This is a genomic window from Methylovorus sp. MP688 (genome assembly GCF_000183115.1).
GTDB classification, from domain to species: Bacteria; Pseudomonadota; Gammaproteobacteria; order Burkholderiales; family Methylophilaceae; genus Methylovorus; species Methylovorus glucosotrophus.
Window position 1 is genome coordinate 1076960 of record NC_014733.1, and the last position, 17342, is coordinate 1094301.

The window sequence follows — 17342 nt, forward strand, 5'->3', positions numbered from 1 at the left end:
CTAGGGCATGCCGGAAATGCGCTGCTGCAAATGGCGATAATGCTGCAGCACGTGGGGCACGTAGCGCTGGGTTTCCGCATACGGCGGCACCTGGTAGCCATGCCGTATTACGGCCTGCGGCCCGGCATTGTAGGCGGCGAGCATAAGCGACATATCGCCATGAAACTGTTGTTTGAGCGACTGCAGATATTGGGCAGCGGCCAGCAGATTTTGCCTGGCATCCAGCGGATCCCGCACGCCATAGCGTCTGGCGGTGGCGGGCATCAGCTGCATCAAGCCGGCGGCGCCACGGGGCGACAGCGCCTGCCGATTGCCCCCGGATTCCACATGCATGATGGCGTGCAATAAGGCGGGCTCGATCGCGGTCAGTCTGGCAGCCTGCTGCACGCTGGCGGCATAGGGCAAGCTGGCCTTTGAAAGCGGTGAAGGGCGGCTGGCATGCGATGCTGGATGCTGCGATGTATCTTCGCTGACCAGCACTTCATAACCGGACGCGTTTTCGGGCGGCTGTAAATTGCTGAGCACGATCTCGTCGGCATCATTTTTCAGCATGTAGATATCGGCCTCAGCCCGCCATGGCGCCATCAGCAAAAGCAAAAAGAGGAGGGTGAGTGAATGCCGCATGCGGCCAGCATATCCACCGGATATGAACAGCGCATGACAGCACAGCGAGGGATCACCATAAATATGGCTGCCGCCACTGGACCATTCTTGTCACCGCTCATTGTTGAGCTGGCGCTTGGCCACTATGATGAATCAGCTTTCTCACAAAAGCGGCGGCCAGCAGACTGTTTGTTGCTGGCCGCAATCTCGTTTGCTCCCCCAAATCTTCCCGTTTCGTGTGCCCGGCTTGTAAGCCCGGAGTGCAACTGGCAATATGGCACACTTTGGTTTTAAGGTAGTGGTGGGGTTATGAATAATCTGAATTACCGATGGTTGGCAGTTGGTTCTGTGGTCATGATGCTGAGCGCGTGCAGCAGCGTGAAAGTCTGGCCGTTTGGCGGGGATGAGGTCGCGTCTGTGCCAGGGGCACCGGCTAACTCAACCGCCTATGTCTGCGAAAAAAACAGGAAGTTCTATGTACGCATGCTGGATAACGGCGCCACTGCCTGGGTGATCCTTCCTGAGCGCGAGTTCGCCCTGGCTAAATCCGGCACTTCTTTCAGCAACGGGGTATCGACGCTGACGATCCAGGGGCAAGAGGCTACCTTGGTGGTTACACCGGAAAATACCTACAGTGGCTGCAGTGTCCCCGCGCCGATCAAAAAATAAAACGGCAGCGCAAGGCATAAAAAAAGAGCCATCATTGATGGCTCTTTTGCATTTCAAGGCTGCCAGTTAAGGCTTGCAGGAAAACTCCATGATGCGTTTCTGCTCGATCAGGCTTTCTTCTTTGCTGCCAATTTCAAAACCATTTGGGCAATAGGCCTTGGCTTTTTCATTGCATTTGTCCCAGGAGGCAAAGCCGTTACAGTTCACGCTGATCCATTCGCGATTGGGCTTTGAATTGGGTGTGGTACATGCCGAGAGCGATGCCAGGATGGCGATCAATAGCAGTTTTTTCATGAGGGGTGCTTCCTTTAGCTGATGTGGGCAAATCTGTTACCGCGCGCTGAGCTGGCGCAAATCATCGATAATTTCCTGCGAGTGGCGCGAAGTATCCACGCTTTGGTAGACCTTGGCAATCTGGCCCTGAGGATTGATCAGGAAGGTATAGCGCTTGGCGATTTTGATGATGCCAAGATTGGTCAGCGCGCCATAACTCGCCGCAACTTTGCCATCGGTATCCGACAATAGCGGAAACGGCAGGTTGTACTTTTTGGCAAACTTCGCGTGCGACTCGGCATCGTCCACGCTGATCCCCACAATCTTCGCCCCCAGTTTTTCCAGCTGCACCATGTCATCGCGAAAGCTGCAAGCCTCCTTGGTGCAGCCCGGCGTATCGTCCTTGGGGTAGAAGTACAGCACCAGCCAGCTCCCCTGGTAATCATTCAGGCCATGCACGTCTCCCTTGATGCCTGTAAGTGAAAAAGGTGGTGCCGCCTGCCCCACCTGCGGCAAAGGGCTCGCCATGGCAAACGAGCGGTAAAGCAGAAAGCCGAGAAACACAAAAGCAGACGCAAGAAGGATTTTCATTGTTAAAGCCCGCGGAACAAAGATATTCATCATAACAAGCCTGACCGCGATTTTGTATTTGCAAATTTACTGCAACGTTTTTTATGCGAAAATAACGCCCTTGCCCTCGTAGCTCAGTGGATAGAGCATTCGCCTCCTAAGCGAAGGGTCACAGGTTCAACTCCTGTCGAGGGCACCAGAAAAATGAGGTATTGTTGATATTAAACAATGCCTTAGTTTTGCTGATGGCTTCCGCGTGTGGTACTTTTGAGGTACTCTCGTGGTAATCAATTTCGGAACGGTCTTCAGTTTGCATATCAAGTACGTCTACCAGCGCGGTGATAATTACTACTTCCAGCGCAAGATACCCAATGATCTTCAAGAGCGGTATGGCTCAAAATCTCACATCAAAGAGAACCTGAAAACGGTGGACCCTGTAGAGGTGGCCCGTAAGGTCAAGGAACTCAATAGGAAATACGAGGCTATTTGGGAAGCCCTAAGACGTGATCCCAGCGTTTGCCCAGATTCTGTTAGAGAAAACGCTAAGCTCCTCCTTGAGCGTCATGGCCTAAAGCCGCAGCCCGCAACTAACGATCAGATTCTCCTAGAGCGATTCTATGATGTACTGATTGACAAGGAATACCAGTACACGGGGGGAGACGTAGAGCTTGCCGATCAGGTATCCATAGACGAGTACCTTGAGCCAGTTGAGGTGGAAGCTATAAGGCTGCTTAACGATAAGCCTAAACTCCTTCTCAGTGATGCCCGAGATGTATACCTTGAGGGGCACGAGAAGCGAAACGATCAGAAGTTCTATAACGACTCATTTAGGGCATGGGCTCGCTTTATTGATTCCGTGGGAAATAAGCCATTTGAAGCCGTGACCAGAGAGGACGCCAATGGCTACGTTAAGACGCTGTTAGCCCAACGTCTCAAAACAGGTACTGTTCGTAGGATGATCGTGCCTCTCAAGGCCGGATTTAACACTGTCATAGTTGAGAAAGAAATACACCGTACCAATCCCTTTGAGCGGTTGCGTATTCCTGGATTCGGAGAGGATGCGGATAAGAGGGTGAGCTTAAGTCCTAAAGAGCTAGCAACCTTGAAGGCTGCCTGTATTGCAAAAGACGACGACATCCGCTGGGCTATTGGGATGCTTACCGACCTTGGAGCACGTCTGGGCGAGGTTTTAGGGTTAGCCTTGGCTGATATTCATCTCGAAGAGCCTGTGCCGTATGTTCACTTCCAACCGCACCCATGGAGATCACTTAAGACAAAAGCTAGTAGGCGCAAGGTACCGTTGATAGGTACTTCACTGTGGGCCGCCCAACGCATTCTTGCTAGTGCGCAAGCTGGACAGAAGTTTGCTTTTCCAAGGTATATCTCCAATGGTCAGTGCAAGGCTGGGACAGCTGCTGCCTCAGTCAATAGCTGGATTAAAGCTAGAGGTGTGGACAAAACAACTCATGAGTTGAGGCACAGCATTCGAGATCGTCTCCGCAATGTGAATTGCCCCCGTTCCGTGATTCAGCAAATTGGAGGATGGTCTTCTGAAAGCATTGGGGACGATTACGGGGAAGGATACGCCTTGCATTTGCTTCAGGAATGGATGCTTAAAACTGTGGAAGTATGATTTTCTATTCATGATGTGAGCTGGTGGACGTACATGGCACTATCCAATATAGTGTACGAACGTACAAATTAGCTAGCCATCATGAATACTTTCCACTGAGGGCGGGGCAGTCCCGCTTTCCTTCCCCAGCTCAAGACTATGAGCAAGCGGAGCTGGACCTTAACAAACGGCTGGTGCGCAATCCTCCCGCTACCTTCTTCTTCACTGTCAGCGGTGACTCTATGATTGGTGCGGGCATCTTTGAAGGTTCTACGCTGGTGGTAGACCGCTCCATAAAGGCCAAGTCCTCAAGCATCGTGGTTGCCATGGTAGAAGGGGAATTGATGGTTAAGAGACTCTATAAGCGTGGGGCCGTGGTGAAGCTCCTATCAGACAATCCCGCCTATGCCCCTATTGCGCTCACAGAAGGCCAGGAACTGATTATTTGGGGTGTGGTGACCTATGTCATCAGCGCAGCAGCTTAAGCGCGTATTCGCCCTTGCAGACGCTAACAGCTTCTATGCCTCATGCGAGAAAGTCTTTAGGCCAGACCTAGAGGGAAAGCCTGTGGTTGTACTCTCGAATAATGATGGGTGCGTGGTTGCTCAATCCAAAGAGGCGAAGGCATTGCTGAAGCTCTGGATGTGCCGTCCGTGGTTCGAGATTGAAGAGGAGGCCCTCCGGCTGGGAGTGGTGCCGTTCTCATCCAACTATGAACTGTACGCCAACATGAGCAATCGCTTCATGACCACTTTAAGGCAATTCTCCCCCCGGCAGGAGGTGTACTCCATTGATGAGTCATTCCTTGAGATGACGGGCATTACTCGTAACCTGACCGACTACGGCCAAGAGATAAAGCGGACGGTGAAAGACTGGACAGGGTTACCTATCTGCGTGGGGTTTGGTCACTCCAAGACCCTAGCCAAGCTCGCCAATCATTGCGCTAAGAAGCAACCGCAGTGGGAAGGCGTGTGTGACCTTACAGCGCTCTCAGAGCGTGAGCTTGAGGCTATCCTAGGGCAACTCCCGGTAGACACTGTGTGGGGCGTAGGGCGACGCTTACAGGCCAGCCTTGCCACGGTAGGGGTAGAGAATGTACTCCGATTGAAAAGGGCAGACCCTAAGCGAGTCCGAGATAAGTTTGGAGTGGTGCTTGAGCGCACTGTAAGAGAGCTTAACGGGGAAGTGCTGCTAGACCTTGAAGAGATGGTACCGGAGGCGAAGCAGGTCATGTCCTCCCGGTCATTCGGGGCACGAGTCCACCAGCTCAAAGACCTTGAAGAGGCCATAAGCTATCACGCAAGCAACGCCAGCCAGCGGCTCAGGAGCAAGGGCTTGTACGCTAATGCCGTGTATATCTTCATTCAGAATAGCCCCTTCGATAAGGCCGAATACTATGGGCCTAGTTGTACCGTGGCGCTCCCATGCCCTACGGATAACACCTTGCAGATTAACAAGGCAGCCCTATGGTTGCTGAGGCGTATCTACCGCCCCGGTATCTACTATCAGAAGGCGGGGGTGATGCTAATGGAGCTGGTACCCAAAGAAGGCCAGCAGCAAGAGCTTCTAGGCTGCTCTGAGGCAACGCCGAAGGCGCAAGCCTTGATGGATACCTTGGACCGAATCAATAGCAAGTATTCCAAGGGGACGCTCAAGGTGGCCTCGGAGGGCTTAGAGAAAGCCTGGGTAATGCGAAGAGGATTCAAAAGCCCCAACTATACTGGCGACTGGGGGCAGCTCAGACGCATTGAATGACTCTTTGCTAAGTACCTCTTCATTGAAATTCAAAAATGAGGCATTCGGGTTTCAAACTGAATGCTGAATCTGTTCAAGGCGCTTTTCCAATCGCGCAAGGGTAAGTTCCAGTTTTGGCTGATGTTATTCAAAGCGAGGTAGAACAATTTGATTAACGATTCATCGTTGGGGAAGGAGCCACGGTGCTTGATGATTCTCCTTAAGCTCATATTCACCGATTCGATAGCATTGGTCGTATAGATGACGCGCCTGATCTCGGGAGGGTAATCAAAAAAGGGAGTAATTCTGTACCAGTTTCGTCTCCAAGATTGCGCGATAGGAGGGTAGAACGCGTCCCATTTTTTCTCAAAAGCAGTTAACCATTCCTCAGCCTCTGTGACTGTTGCGGATTGATATATGCGTTTTAAGTCTGCGGCAACCTCTCTACGAAGCTTCCAATGCACGTAGTTCATGCTGTAGCGAACCATGTGTACGATACAAAGTTGAACCGAGGTCTGAGGGAATACAGCTTCAATCGCTTCAGGAAACCCCTTCAAACCATCTACGCAAGCAATGAAGATATCTTGCACCCCTCTGTTCTTCAACTCAGTAACGACTTGTAGCCAAAATTTGGCACCTTCGTTTTGAGAAATCCAGATACCCAAAACTTCCTTCTCCCCTTCCATGTTGATGCCTATCGCTAAGTAGACCGCTTTAGGCCTTACTGCACCAGTGTCACGAACTTTTACATGTAAGCAGTCCAGGTACACAACTGGATAAACCTCGTCCAGCGGTCTATGTTGCCATGCCTTCAAATCATCATTTACCCGATCTGTTACTGTGGAGATTGTGGATGTTGAGACCTCAAGTCCGTGCGTCTCTTCAAGATAACTCTGAATTTGTCTAACGGTCATCCCGCGAGCGTATAAGGCGATGATCTGCTCATCGTAGTTAGTTGTGCTACTTTTGGGGTGGGTTATAAGCTGAGACTCAAAATGGCTTTCTAGGTCATGCGAGGGTTGACCTTTAATCATTCTTTGAGAATTTGGGGTAAAGCCATTCCCATGAGAGACGGTGGTCGACAGGGGGGAGGGTATGTTGCTATCCGCCATCTCGCTCTCAATAGCTCGCTCAATCAGTGCGCGGGCTAGTTGCTTAATGAGTCCAGCTTCCTCTATAACACCTTCGGTCTTCTTGTATGTAGACAGAACGCTATCCACAACATCCTTAGGGCCATCCTTGGGAACTACTTTGATAATATCAGCCATCTGAATCTCCTAGGGTAGGGTCAGCTCCAAATGACTTTGTACATTCAGTCCTTTACATCCATTTGAACATTTCATGAGGGGAATATTTCAGGAAAAATGTGAAACCCTATACGCTGGTGGCCGTCTCGATTTACACCCCCCTTGGCCCCTACGCTTTCTCGAGGATGTACTAGGAACGCCTGATGCCCACTTATGGCCGGTGCCCGGAGTCGGGGTCGAATTGATACTATTTATGAGGGGCAGCCTAAGCCGCCCCTTCCAGCTCACACCTTACCGATTATCTCTTGCTGTTCGGGGTTGTATGAGTTGGTATCCAAGTGCTACCTCGGGAGGAGGTTGGAGGTAATGGCTTGTTGTCCGCTACTGTTACGTAGTTCGGATGCAGCCCTCCTCTTGGTCCTTCCTCTTGGAAAATACCACCTTTGTTTCCGGTGTTAGTACCCGGTTTCTTGCCGTTTGCCATGATGTGTCCTTTCCTAGGATAAATGGCGTTGTACTGGCGCAGAACCCTAGGGTACGTCCAATTGCTAACCAATCAAGAATCAGCTATTGTGATCGTCCCTCGTACCCGGTTTCTTGCCGTTTGCCATGATGTGTCCTTTCCTAGGATAAATGGCGTTGTACTGGCGCAGAACCCTAAGGTACGTCCAATTGCTAACACATGAAGAATCAGCTATTGTGATCGTCCCTCGTTCGATACAGGGCGCAGACCTCGCCAGATGATGAGGTTCTGCAAAAGCCGTCCTTGGTTGCAGCCTTGGGCGGTTTTTTCTTTTCAGGATTAGCACTCGCTATGCCTGAGTGCCAATGATACAACATCTATTGCTGATTTTTTGAGTGTTGCCGGAGCACATCCATAAGTGTCATAAAGTGACCGTTTTCCAACACCACTCCCAATCGTCAGTCGCGCTGTGTTAGAAAGTATGTATTTCAATTTCCAACAGGTGTTGATATACTAACATCACTTTCTAACACCTCAGGGCTTCCCAATGACCTCCAAAGTATTCGCATACGGGCGCGTCAGTACCGACGAACAGACAGCAGACAATCAGTTACTTGAGATACGCAATGCAGGGTACCCCATTGAGCATGAATACTGGTTTGCTGACGAAGGGGTTAGCGGCAAGACTCCGGCTCTTGAGCGTCCTCAGTTCTCCAAGATGCTCCATAAGATACGCAAAGGGGAGACCTTGGTAGTCTCTAAGATTGACCGCTTGGGGCGTGATTCCGTCGATGTACTCCAGACCGTGAGGCACCTGCAAGATATGGGGGCGAGGGTGGTGGTACTCCAGCTAGGCAATACCGATCTGACCTCTCCCGCTGGAAAGCTAATGCTGACCATGTTATCGGCGGTCCGTCGATGTACTCCAGACCGTGAGGCACCTGCAAGATATGGGGGCGAGGGTGGTGGTACTCCAGCTAGGCAATACCGATCTGACCTCTCCCGCTGGAAAGCTAATGCTGACCATGTTATCGGCGGTTGCAGAGATGGAGCGTACCCTCATTGTTGAACGTACTAAGGCGGGACAGGCAAGGGCTTGGGCTGAAGGGAAAACGAAGGGTAGGCCTTCTAAGACCAGCGCAGCTCAGCGCAAGGAAATCTTGGAGCGACTCTCTAGGAATGACTCAGTGTCGGCGGTCGCTAGGGATTATGGAATCAGTAGAGCAAGTGTGATCAGTATCCGTGATGGGGCCTTCTAAGACCAGCGCAGCTCAGCGCAAGGAAATCTTGGAGCGACTCTCTAGGAATGACTCAGTGTCGGCGGTCGCTAGGGATTATGGAATCAGTAGAGCAAGTGTGATCAGTATCCGTGATGGGGCGGCCTGACCTGAAGAGGGTCATCTGAGGCTTCTGCAATCGAGCCATGACGCGTTATTCGATTGGTACTTAGGGGTGAGCATGGAGAGGCCTTGTTTTCGTGTCCTGCAATGGGGGCGGAATGGCTGCTTAGTCATTTTGAATCAATTGGATGTTGGGGTTTGGGGGGTTAAACCCTTACTTCAGTACAACCCGAGCCGCCCGCCCGGTCGTACATTTCCCATCAACATCAACAGGTAAATCATGACCCCTCACCCCCCCGCAAAGGTCTTCAGGAGCTTCGCGCTTCCGTTGGCAACCTTTGACTATCTCAAGCTTTTTCAACGGCGCTACCTTGAGCAACACTCGGTTCACCTAAACAACAATGAAGCAATTGCCCTAATCCTTGACCAGCATCAGCAATCCCTAAATGTAGAAAGTGAAGAACGAAGCCATGACACCGAACAAACCCACCAGCAGCTTTAAGAACAGCCTAGAGTTTCCAGAGGAGACGATGGAGGTCACGCTTGGCTGCATCGAGATGAACCCCCTATATCAATCACGGAAGCTGATGAACTCCAAAACGGTTGAGCTTTATCAAAGAGCACTGAGTAACGAGGCTTTGTTTCCTCCGCTTCTAGTTGCTCGGCGGGAGGGGGATTCCCCCATGGATAAACTTATACTCTTGGACGGCTGGCATCGCTATCAAGCAATGCGCAACAGCGACTTTAAAGGGAATGTCGTAGTTAAGGCGTTAACCGTACCGAAAGATACCAATACTGCCACTTTGAGATTCCTAGGTGCGCGAGGCAATCTCACCCATGGGCTCGGGTTGACGAGTTCTGATCGCCGGGAGTTGTTCAAGATTTACGTCAAGGCGGGTCAATGTCGCAAGGGACTAAAGTACAAGTCATATCGCGAGATCGCTAGGGAATTACAGGCAACCTCCCATCAAACCTTGGCCCGTTGGATGCAGCAAGATTTCCCGTCAATTGCTAGAGCGATGAGTGCCGGAAACGGAACCAACACGGCAGCGGAGGGCACTGGTAACAGATTAACTACCATGCCCGATCTAAGAGGACGGGAGATCAAGCTTACCCTTGAAGAGGTCTTTGAGGCAGCCAGAGAATCCAGCGACCAAGAGCGCTGGACAATCGCTGAACAAGTCAAAGCACTACTGACGAGGCTTCATCAAGAATTCCCCGGCACTCCTCCACCAGAGGACGAGTTCTAAGATAACAATGAGGGCAGCCCCAAGACATTTTAAGGTGTAGCTTGGGGTTGTCTCATTGTGACACCTCTAGACGACAAAGCCTTGGCGACCCATTGGGGCAGTTGAGTTTCCGCTGATTAACCCCTTATGCAGTTCAATGTCTTCGACATCCGGCTTTGATAGGGTATCTGTAGCATCATTATCACTGATAATGGAGGTACCTATGTGGTATTCTTGTGGTACTTTTAACTAGCCACACATCGAGAAGCCTTGTGGCGCAAGGATTACGGGTTCAAGGTTCAGTGCCTTATACCTGTCGAGGGCACCACAAACACCTGCGTCTGCCTTGTCTGTGGTTGGCCTGTAAGAAGTGTAAGCGCTGGGATTGCCAACTGACCTATTCAAGCCCCCAACTCAACGATCAACGGTATGAGATTTCGCTCTATGGGTTTGCTGATATGTGTCTAAAATCACGTTTGCTTGATTGATAAACAGATATTCTCAGGCTGTTTCATAAAAATAACCTGAAGTGAGTTTGCTTGATGGGCATTCTGATTTTTGGTACAGATTACTTTTTAAATGCATCGTAATGTTGCTAATCATAACAATGAACAAGACATAATCCATGTTTAAATTCTTTATTTATCATTACCTTATTTTGATGGTGGCCATCATGTCTTTTTGGGGCATAGGGCATCTTGTTGCACGCTCATCATCCGCTATCGGAGATTTGGGGAATATTCGACATCCCATTCAAACATCGCTTGGATTGGGGATTGTCATCTGCCTGATTCAGCTCATTTCAATTCTTGGTTTTTTGAATTTCACAGCACTTGCGCTGATCATCGCTGTGGGAGTCGTCATATCCTCGGTAAGATTGTTCTCTTATTTCCAAGATAAAAATCAAAGGAAAACCTTTTTTGAGGGATGTAAATCTCTTGGAAAATCAAGAAAAATTTACATTTTTTCATTAGTACTCTGTGTTTTACCTACACTTTTAAAACCATTACATCCACCCACATCATGGGATGAAGTCATGTATCACTTGCCTCATGCCCAGCAATGGGTAATGGCTGGTAAGTTGACCGTGAATGAATGGATAAGGTATCCATGGTTTCCATATAACTATGAGTTGCTTTACGCCGCAGGAATGATCCTGGTGGATGATATTTTTCCGCATTTGTTGCATGCATTGGCAGGATGGCTAACCGCCGTTTTGATATACCAAGTGGCAAAACGCTATTTTGATTCTTTTGTTGCTGTTTTATCAGTATTGATTTGGTTGCAAATTTCGAGGTCCTATTTTGGCAATGCCTATATTGATATGGGTCTTACTTTATTTATCGTTGCCGCTGTGATTTCATTTTATTCCTGGTCAGAAAATCCAAAAAATAACGCGTTGCTTTATGTGGCTGCTTTTTTTATGGGACTTGCTGCTGGGACCAAATACCAGGCACTCATGTTTTTGCCGATTTTCTTTGTGTTACTTGTAGTTAAGAGGGTAAAAGTTGAAGTGTTTTTGAAGCTAACTTTGCTTTTCCTGATTCCATGTGCTTATTGGTATTTCAGAAATTTTGTGATTACCGGCGATCCATTTTCCCCTATGGGCGGGAAAATATTCGGTTTTTATGATTGGAATGCTGAGGATTTCAGATCACAGTTCATTGAGCTTGGTACTGTAAAGGGTTGGCCTGAGTGGTTGTTATGGGCTGCCCCATTTTGCTTGCTGAATAAGGAAGTTTATGCAAAGCGTTTTATCAGATCATTAGTTATTTTTTGCGCTTATTCGGTTGCAGTGTGGATGATTATTTCGCATTATCCGAGATATCTGCTTCCACTTTATCCACTACTGGCAGTTTTTTCAGCCGCAGGAGTTGTTTATATTGCTAAATTTCTATTTGGTAAAATAACAAAAACAACTATTAACGAAATCTCTACGGAAGCGGAAAAAATACGGAAATCATGGCTCGTTATTTCTTCCATCCTACTTATCGCTTTTATGATAAGCGGTTTATCCGCAACGAAATCATCGCTTAAATATGTTGCGTGGAATGACAGTGTTCGTGAAAAGGTTCTTAAGAAAAGAATACCAGGCTATGAGGCGATTGAGTTTCAGAATAAATATGCCAAAGGTAATACTTACCAGTTTGGTATGGAATATGCCGTCTATTACATGAAGAATCAGACATGGGGCGATCATTTTGGACCCGGTCGCTATAGAGATTTCGTTGATCTGAGCTCAAGTGATTTGCATGACAAGTTAGTCAGGATGGGATTTGAAAACCTGATGATCAATCAGGATGTATTTAAAAGCATTTCCTTGAAAGAGGACTTTGCCTGCTATTTTTCCGAGATGTATAAAAGTGATCCTGTTGTACTTTATAAGATCAAATCATCCAGAGAATGTTGAGAATACTCCAAGTCGTAAACTAGCATCTCAATGTTTTTCACTGCTATATCTCTGAGGCTGATGAGGCGGACTACGAAAGTGACATCGCCCTTGCTGGTGTGAGGCATAAGGACTTTTATGTTAGAGTCGGTGGCAAGTGGAAGGTCGTTGATGATGGGGTATCCATCTTGATGGCCTCACTGGATACATTCGCATAATTTCATCCCAGTTTCGTACCTAAAAAGAGCAAGATACGAGGTGTTTTTTTCACTCTTGTTCGAATTCTTGTCCCTATCGCAATTCAGGCGCCACCATGTCCAACCTACACATTACCGAAATCAAAGCCTTCGTCCCGTCCAAAGACTTTGCTTTGTCCAAGCAGTTTTATACCGATATGGGCTTTACCATGGCTTCCGAGGGCGGTGGCGTTGCCTATTTTCATTGTGGAGGGGTGAGCTTTCTGCTGCAGGATTATTGTACGGAAGGGTTTGCTGAAAATTTCATGATGCATATCCTGGTGGATGATGTAGATGCGTGGTGGCGTCATATTGACGATAGTGGTGTCGTGAAAAAATATGCGGTTAAAATTTGACCTTTGGAGACGCAATCATGGGGGATGCGGGATTTTTGCCTGACCGACCCCTCAGGTGTGCTGTGGCGTATTGGGCAGAATGTGGATTGATGCTTGCCGCCAGATTTCTCACTGGCAAGGTACAAAATTGCTCGCGCATGTGTGCTTGCATTCAAACAGGTTCGACTCTGGCTTGAGGTCTTATGAGCACTAAAACTACTCCGGTATACCCCACAACCCCAGCCCCTCAGCCGGTCTCTCTGGCGCAGGCGTTCTGGTATTGGCTCAAGTTAGGCTTCATCAGTTTTGGCGGGCCTGCGGGGCAGATTGCCATCATGCACCACGATCTGGTGGAGAAAAAACGCTGGATTTCTGATCAGCGTTTTTTGCATGCCCTGAATTACTGCATGGTGTTGCCCGGTCCTGAAGCGCAGCAGCTGGCGACCTATATCGGCTGGTTGATGCATCGTACCTGGGGTGGAATTGTCGCCGGTGGTTTGTTTGTGCTGCCATCGTTTTTCATATTGACGGGCCTGGCCTGGATTTACATGGCGTATGGATCTGTTCCTGCGGTGGCGGGGGTGTTGTATGGAATCAAGCCTGCGGTGGTGGCGATAGTGATGTTTGCGGCCTACCGCATAGGCCTGCGCACGCTTAAAAACCGCGTGCTGTGGAGCATTGCGGTGCTGGCGTTTCTGGCCATATTTGTGTTCAAGCTGGCGTTCCCGTTGATTATTGTTTCCGCTGGCCTGATCGGCTATCTGGGCGGTAAATATTTTCCGCTGTATTTCAAGGTGGGTGGGGGCCATGGCCCTGCTGCTGGAAGTGTGGGGCCTGCATTGATAGATGACCATACGCCTGCGCCAGCGCATGCCCTCTTCAGCTGGGCCAGCTTATGGCGAGTGGCGCTGACTGGCCTGGGCCTATGGCTAGTGGCTATGGGCGGCCTGATGGCGGCGTATGGCTGGCATGGGGCGTATACGCAGATGGGCTGGTTTTTTACCAAGGCGGCTTTGTTGACCTTTGGAGGTGCCTACGCGGTGTTGCCATATGTGTATCAGGGCGCTGTGGAGCATTATCACTGGCTCACCGCCCCGCAGATGATCGATGGCCTGGCATTAGGCGAGACAACGCCGGGGCCGCTCATCATGGTAGTGACCTTTGTCGGCTTTGTGGGGGGATGGGTAAACGAGGTATTTGGCGCAGGCGCCACCGTGGCTTCTGCATTTGCGGCAGCCGGCATTGTGACCTTCTTTACCTTTCTGCCTAGCTTTGTGTTCATTCTGCTGGGCGGGCCGTTTATCGAGACTACTCATGGCAAGCTGAAATTTACCGCGCCACTCTCGGCGATTACGGCAGCAGTGGTCGGCGTGATAGTCAATCTGGCGGTGTTTTTTGCGTATCACGTGATGTGGCCGCAAGGGCTGGATGCCGGTGTGGATTGGGTTGCCTTGCTGCTAGCGCTGGCTGCGGTGCTGGCTATTTTTCGGTTCAAGGTTGGCGTTATCCCGGTGATTCTGGCGTCTGGCCTGCTGGGCATGTGCCTGAAACTCGCATCAATCTGACCTGCTCCATATTGCTTTCAGCGAGTTTGGTGGCGATTAAGCGCAACCTATAACCTCCAGCGCAGTCCTACCATGGTAAGTGCCTCTCCTGGTTTTTTCACCGCAGTGACTCTCAAGGTATTCCCACATGAAGCGTTTTTTCACCGTCCTCGGCTTGTGCTGTTGCATCAGCCTTTCCGTTAGCAGCGCCCAGGCAGAGCCTCGTCCCAAGATCATGGCGCTGGATTTTCAGCTGAACGACATGACCGATATCCCGAATGCCCCGGAAGAGCTGGAGCGCATAGCGCTGCTGTCGTCAGCATTTCATGAAAAGCTTGCCGAGAAAGATATTGACCTTGTCCCGCCGAATGAGGCGATCAAGGCGGCCATGGCAAGCCAGTCGGCTACCTATCTTTATAACAACATCGAGAATGCAGCAAAACTGGCAGAGGGAAGTGGGGCAGATTATCTGCTGATTGGTGTGGCTTTGAAGCCAACCTATCTCTTTGTGTACCCGAGATTGCTCTTGGTGGATATCAAGACCCATCAGGTACTCATGTCCAAATCCTCGCAGCTGGAAAGCTCCTGGACTGATCGCAACACGACCATACGCACTGCAGCCAACCTTGCCCAGGTCGTCAAAGACAGGCTATTGAAACTGGAGAATGCACAGTAATGTATACCTCGCTTGCGGGCGTATCGACGAGCCAGGCTGACGCGGCCGTATTGTACTGAAGTACAGGTGTACCACGGTACAATGGTCGCCCTATCGCTCGTTCCCTAGAATGGCTTCCAACAATCATTCAACAACAACGGGGAACGAAAATCATGAATAAATTCAAAATCGGTTTGCTGATCGGTCTGGCTGTATTCAGCCTGAACGCATCTGCTACCAACTTCACTTATGGCAAGGGCGACAAGCACGACCGCGATGGCAAATACAGCACATCAAAGGATGGCTGTTACGTCTGTGATCCTGACAACAGCATTTTCGGTTCGGATTTCAAGGACGGCAAAAGCACGCAAACCTTCAAGAACTTTATCCCTGACACCGATGCCACCTTCACGGCAGTTGGCGGCAAGTTCGAGAAGAAAACCCAGGACGGCTACACCGGTGTAGGCATTTCTGGCAAGACCGCTGGTGAAATCGATATTGGCGAACGTATTGATGTTTCGTTCACCAAGAACATCATCATCACCGCGAAGGCGCACTGTGGGCAATTGCCAATCCGTTTGGTGACAAGCAGGTGAGCGCACTGTCCTTTACTGCTGTATTGGGTACATGTGGAAGTGGTGCATGCAACAACCAGTCTGACTACGTTCTGCACTGCATTTCGGCCGTACCAGAGCCTTCTACCTACGCCATGATGATGGCAGGCATTGCAGCTGTTGGCTTCAGTGCTCGTGAAGTGGTGCATGCAACAACCAGTCTGACTACGTTCTGCACTGCATTTCGGCCGTACCAGAGCCTTCTACCTACGCCATGATGATGGCAGGCATTGCAGCTGTTGGCTTCAGTGCTCGTCGCAAGGCTAACAAGCAAGCGTAATCTGGCAGTAAGTACACATAAAAAAGGCTCCCATGTGGAGCCTTTTTTATTTACGCGATTTATTAATTACGCATCACATCTCACAGTAACTCGCAGCGATCAATAGCTGCTGCCACTGTTTTCTTTCTGCATATCGCGCGACTTGTTGGCTTTGCTTTCTGTTTCGGATTTCTTTTTCAGCTTTTGAATATCATTGCTACTGCCGGTAGATGTGCCATCTTGAGACGGGTGCTTGGCGTTATGGTCTGTATTGTGGGACTTTTCCATTTGCTCTGGTGGTGTCGTCGTAGTGGAGTTGCCTTGGGTGGATTCTGCGAACGAAATGGTGCTGCTCACAAGCAGCATTACACTGCATAGCATGCTGACAATAAGTTTCATGATGATCTCCTTGGTAGTTTGTAGTTATTGCTTGGTGCACCTTCAAGGTAAGGTATGGCCCCTGGTGTCAGCATCCGCTAATGGCTTAATTCCATGTAGGAATTATTGACGCGACGGGCTTCTGTCAGTGCTTTCTGACATCAAAATCAGGGCTTGACCGATCATGCGTGCCACGATGCATAAGCAATAATCTATGCAACCAGTCCCGCGCGTGATTCGCGCTATGGGGCGGCTGATTTATCCACATCTACTTTATCCATATCTACTAGGGGTTAGCATGTCAAAGTCCGGGGTTGCACGCGAGGATGTCATTGATTTTGTAATGAGCTGCGAAAATGTGTTTCGCTTGGGTATTTACGAAAAAAGACGTCTTGATGAACTGGATGCGTTTGCCGTGCAAAAAAAGATGGCGCACTATCTGCGCTTGGCCACGGATCCACGCCTGCTAAGGATTTATCCAGAGGCGGCAGCAAAACAAAAATGCATATTGATTGATCTGGATGCGATGCCTTGCGCCTATGTAATGGAAGTGCTGGGGCAGTGGAGTTCACGTGCTGTGGCTTCAAAAGTGGCCGTGGAAGTGAGCGTGGCGGGGGAACTGGTATTGAATACCCGGCCGCAAGTCGTCACCACAGGCAAGCCACGCCGACGCGTTACGGCAACTTCTGTCGCCCTCTAAGGCAAGGATTCACGTGAGCAGGCAATAGCCATGCATTCCAACCGTAGGACGCATTAGCCCAAGCGGTACATCAACAAAAACAAGATAAAAGGTAAAGACGGGTGATAACTTTTTCGACAGATCGTTATAGTGATATCAGCATGTTCAACGAGGTTGCCCATCAGCTTCTGAGTGTGATCGGGCACAGTGGTACTGTGCCGGGGGCGATATTGGCCGAAGACGTGCCTGCAGCCCTGCAACGATTGAAACAGGCAACCGAAGGCGATACCGAAGTGATCGCAGGTGCGGACGATGGAGATGACGGTGGTGAGAGCGCGGGTGTTAGTCTCAAGAATCGAGCACTGCCATTGATTGCGCTATTTGAATCCGCCCAGCAAAATAAAAGTAACGTCATGTGGCGCTGATTCTCGTGATTTCGCCAACCTTGTTTCATCCTTGAAAATTCATTTCTTCCGACCTCCTTCATAAGCGATTTGTCTTAGCATTAACCCG

Annotated in this window: 21 protein-coding genes and 1 tRNA gene; 17 read left to right on the forward strand and 5 right to left on the reverse strand. The window is 49.7% G+C overall.

Annotated elements, in window-relative coordinates; genetic code table 11:
* The gene (locus MPQ_RS05305) at window positions 1–624 is read right to left on the reverse strand and encodes a lytic transglycosylase domain-containing protein (RefSeq protein WP_013441870.1); all 624 of its coding nucleotides are present in this window, start codon (window positions 622–624) and stop codon (window positions 1–3) included.
* A 288-nt stretch (window positions 625–912) separates the two neighbouring features.
* Between MPQ_RS05305 and MPQ_RS05310 the strand changes: the two genes are divergently transcribed.
* Window positions 913–1272, forward strand: a complete 360-nt coding sequence (locus MPQ_RS05310; protein WP_049821875.1) for a hypothetical protein — start codon at window positions 913–915, stop codon at window positions 1270–1272.
* A gap of 66 nt (window positions 1273–1338) precedes the next feature.
* On the opposite strand, the gene MPQ_RS05315 is transcribed toward MPQ_RS05310, so the two are convergent.
* Together MPQ_RS05315 and MPQ_RS05320 are read right to left on the reverse strand one after the other, a co-directional pair.
* Window positions 1339–1566, reverse strand: a complete 228-nt coding sequence (locus MPQ_RS05315) for a hypothetical protein (protein ID WP_013441872.1) — start codon at window positions 1564–1566, stop codon at window positions 1339–1341.
* A 36-nt stretch (window positions 1567–1602) separates the two neighbouring features.
* Complete coding sequence (locus MPQ_RS05320) at window positions 1603–2169, reverse strand: peroxiredoxin (protein WP_013441873.1); 567 nt, start codon at window positions 2167–2169, stop codon at window positions 1603–1605.
* A gap of 69 nt (window positions 2170–2238) precedes the next feature.
* On the opposite strand from MPQ_RS05320, the gene MPQ_RS05325 reads away from it, so the two are divergent.
* From MPQ_RS05325 to umuC, 4 genes are all read left to right on the forward strand, one after another.
* A tRNA-Arg gene (locus MPQ_RS05325) sits at window positions 2239–2314 on the forward strand.
* An 81-nt stretch (window positions 2315–2395) separates the two neighbouring features.
* Window positions 2396–3748 (forward strand): DUF6538 domain-containing protein, encoded by a 1353-nt coding sequence (locus MPQ_RS05330; RefSeq protein ID WP_041362080.1) that lies wholly within the window; start codon window positions 2396–2398, stop codon window positions 3746–3748.
* Between the two features lie 23 nt (window positions 3749–3771).
* Entirely contained in the window at window positions 3772–4212 is a 441-nt protein-coding gene (locus tag MPQ_RS05335; RefSeq protein ID WP_238525358.1) for a LexA family transcriptional regulator, read from the forward strand.
* Window positions 4190–5482, forward strand: a complete 1293-nt coding sequence (umuC, locus tag MPQ_RS05340; protein WP_013441876.1) for a translesion error-prone DNA polymerase V subunit UmuC — start codon at window positions 4190–4192, stop codon at window positions 5480–5482. Before MPQ_RS05335 ends, umuC begins: the two co-directional genes overlap by 23 nt.
* 29 nt (window positions 5483–5511) lie before the next feature.
* On the opposite strand, the gene MPQ_RS05345 is transcribed toward umuC, so the two are convergent.
* On the reverse strand, window positions 5512–6729 hold the full coding sequence (locus tag MPQ_RS05345; protein WP_013441877.1) for an IS256 family transposase: 1218 nt from the start codon (window positions 6727–6729) through the stop codon (window positions 5512–5514).
* Between the two features lie 989 nt (window positions 6730–7718).
* Between MPQ_RS05345 and MPQ_RS14210 the strand changes: the two genes are divergently transcribed.
* The 10 genes from MPQ_RS14210 to MPQ_RS14165 all read left to right on the forward strand — a co-directional run bounded on the left by MPQ_RS14210 (window position 7719) and on the right by MPQ_RS14165 (window position 15793).
* Window positions 7719–8240, forward strand: coding sequence for a recombinase family protein (locus MPQ_RS14210; protein ID WP_083801043.1), 522 nt, complete (start codon window positions 7719–7721; stop codon window positions 8238–8240).
* Entirely contained in the window at window positions 8122–8430 is a 309-nt protein-coding gene (locus MPQ_RS14270) for a recombinase family protein (protein ID WP_148225259.1), read from the forward strand. Before MPQ_RS14210 ends, MPQ_RS14270 begins: the two co-directional genes overlap by 119 nt.
* A 551-nt stretch (window positions 8431–8981) precedes the next feature.
* Window positions 8982–9761 carry a hypothetical protein gene (locus MPQ_RS05360; RefSeq protein ID WP_041362084.1) on the forward strand — a complete coding sequence of 260 codons (780 nt, stop codon included), beginning with the start codon at window positions 8982–8984 and terminating at the stop codon, window positions 9759–9761.
* A 604-nt stretch (window positions 9762–10365) separates the two neighbouring features.
* A complete protein-coding gene (locus MPQ_RS05365) occupies window positions 10366–12150 on the forward strand; it encodes a glycosyltransferase family 39 protein (RefSeq protein WP_013441878.1) in 1785 nt (594 codons plus the stop codon).
* Between the two features lie 292 nt (window positions 12151–12442).
* A complete protein-coding gene (locus MPQ_RS05370; RefSeq protein WP_013441879.1) occupies window positions 12443–12721 on the forward strand; it encodes a VOC family protein in 279 nt (92 codons plus the stop codon).
* Window positions 12722–12903: 182 nt separating this feature from the next.
* Complete coding sequence (gene chrA / locus MPQ_RS05375) at window positions 12904–14265, forward strand: chromate efflux transporter (RefSeq protein WP_013441880.1); 1362 nt, start codon at window positions 12904–12906, stop codon at window positions 14263–14265.
* A 127-nt stretch (window positions 14266–14392) separates the two neighbouring features.
* Complete coding sequence (locus MPQ_RS05380; RefSeq protein WP_013441881.1) at window positions 14393–14920, forward strand: DUF2380 domain-containing protein; 528 nt, start codon at window positions 14393–14395, stop codon at window positions 14918–14920.
* A 152-nt stretch (window positions 14921–15072) separates the two neighbouring features.
* Window positions 15073–15495: a hypothetical protein gene (locus tag MPQ_RS05385; protein WP_013441882.1), complete on the forward strand. Its 423-nt coding sequence runs from the start codon at window positions 15073–15075 to the stop codon at window positions 15493–15495.
* 113 nt (window positions 15496–15608) lie between these two features.
* Window positions 15609–15731 carry a hypothetical protein gene (locus MPQ_RS14065; RefSeq protein ID WP_238525373.1) on the forward strand — a complete coding sequence of 41 codons (123 nt, stop codon included), beginning with the start codon at window positions 15609–15611 and terminating at the stop codon, window positions 15729–15731.
* Window positions 15695–15793: a PEP-CTERM sorting domain-containing protein gene (locus tag MPQ_RS14165; RefSeq protein WP_255348600.1), complete on the forward strand. Its 99-nt coding sequence runs from the start codon at window positions 15695–15697 to the stop codon at window positions 15791–15793. Before MPQ_RS14065 ends, MPQ_RS14165 begins: the two co-directional genes overlap by 37 nt.
* 99 nt (window positions 15794–15892) lie before the next feature.
* On the opposite strand, the gene MPQ_RS05390 is transcribed toward MPQ_RS14165, so the two are convergent.
* A complete protein-coding gene (locus MPQ_RS05390) occupies window positions 15893–16171 on the reverse strand; it encodes a hypothetical protein (protein WP_041362086.1) in 279 nt (92 codons plus the stop codon).
* 277 nt (window positions 16172–16448) lie between these two features.
* Between MPQ_RS05390 and MPQ_RS05395 the strand changes: the two genes are divergently transcribed.
* Both MPQ_RS05395 and MPQ_RS05400 read left to right on the forward strand, forming a co-directional pair.
* A complete protein-coding gene (locus MPQ_RS05395) occupies window positions 16449–16850 on the forward strand; it encodes a hypothetical protein (protein WP_013441884.1) in 402 nt (133 codons plus the stop codon).
* Between the two features lie 101 nt (window positions 16851–16951).
* The gene (locus tag MPQ_RS05400) at window positions 16952–17254 is read left to right on the forward strand and encodes a DUF1840 domain-containing protein (protein ID WP_041362088.1); all 303 of its coding nucleotides are present in this window, start codon (window positions 16952–16954) and stop codon (window positions 17252–17254) included.
* Window positions 17255–17342: the final 88 nt, after the last annotated feature.

What these genes read in the sequence shown, in the direction of transcription:
- MPQ_RS05320 (WP_013441873.1), bottom strand. Translation starts at nt 2,169, where the DNA reads ATGATGAATATCTTTGTTCCGCGGGCTTTAACAATGAAAATCCTTCTT.
- MPQ_RS05315 (WP_013441872.1), bottom strand. Translation starts at nt 1,566, where the DNA reads ATGAAAAAACTGCTATTGATCGCCATCCTGGCATCGCTCTCGGCATGT.
- MPQ_RS05345 (WP_013441877.1), bottom strand. Translation starts at nt 6,729, where the DNA reads ATGGCTGATATTATCAAAGTAGTTCCCAAGGATGGCCCTAAGGATGTT.
- MPQ_RS05390 (WP_041362086.1), bottom strand. Translation starts at nt 16,171, where the DNA reads ATGAAACTTATTGTCAGCATGCTATGCAGTGTAATGCTGCTTGTGAGC.
- MPQ_RS05380 (WP_013441881.1), top strand. Translation starts at nt 14,393, where the DNA reads ATGAAGCGTTTTTTCACCGTCCTCGGCTTGTGCTGTTGCATCAGCCTT.
- umuC (WP_013441876.1), top strand. Translation starts at nt 4,190, where the DNA reads ATGTCATCAGCGCAGCAGCTTAAGCGCGTATTCGCCCTTGCAGACGCT.
- MPQ_RS05370 (WP_013441879.1), top strand. Translation starts at nt 12,443, where the DNA reads ATGTCCAACCTACACATTACCGAAATCAAAGCCTTCGTCCCGTCCAAA.
- MPQ_RS05395 (WP_013441884.1), top strand. Translation starts at nt 16,449, where the DNA reads ATGTCAAAGTCCGGGGTTGCACGCGAGGATGTCATTGATTTTGTAATG.
- chrA (WP_013441880.1), top strand. Translation starts at nt 12,904, where the DNA reads ATGAGCACTAAAACTACTCCGGTATACCCCACAACCCCAGCCCCTCAG.
- MPQ_RS14210 (WP_083801043.1), top strand. Translation starts at nt 7,719, where the DNA reads ATGACCTCCAAAGTATTCGCATACGGGCGCGTCAGTACCGACGAACAG.
- MPQ_RS05385 (WP_013441882.1), top strand. Translation starts at nt 15,073, where the DNA reads ATGAATAAATTCAAAATCGGTTTGCTGATCGGTCTGGCTGTATTCAGC.
- MPQ_RS14065 (WP_238525373.1), top strand. Translation starts at nt 15,609, where the DNA reads ATGATGATGGCAGGCATTGCAGCTGTTGGCTTCAGTGCTCGTGAAGTG.
- MPQ_RS14270 (WP_148225259.1), top strand. Translation starts at nt 8,122, where the DNA reads ATGGGGGCGAGGGTGGTGGTACTCCAGCTAGGCAATACCGATCTGACC.
- MPQ_RS05310 (WP_049821875.1), top strand. Translation starts at nt 913, where the DNA reads ATGAATAATCTGAATTACCGATGGTTGGCAGTTGGTTCTGTGGTCATG.
- MPQ_RS05305 (WP_013441870.1), bottom strand. Translation starts at nt 624, where the DNA reads ATGCGGCATTCACTCACCCTCCTCTTTTTGCTTTTGCTGATGGCGCCA.
- MPQ_RS05365 (WP_013441878.1), top strand. Translation starts at nt 10,366, where the DNA reads ATGTTTAAATTCTTTATTTATCATTACCTTATTTTGATGGTGGCCATC.
- MPQ_RS05360 (WP_041362084.1), top strand. Translation starts at nt 8,982, where the DNA reads ATGACACCGAACAAACCCACCAGCAGCTTTAAGAACAGCCTAGAGTTT.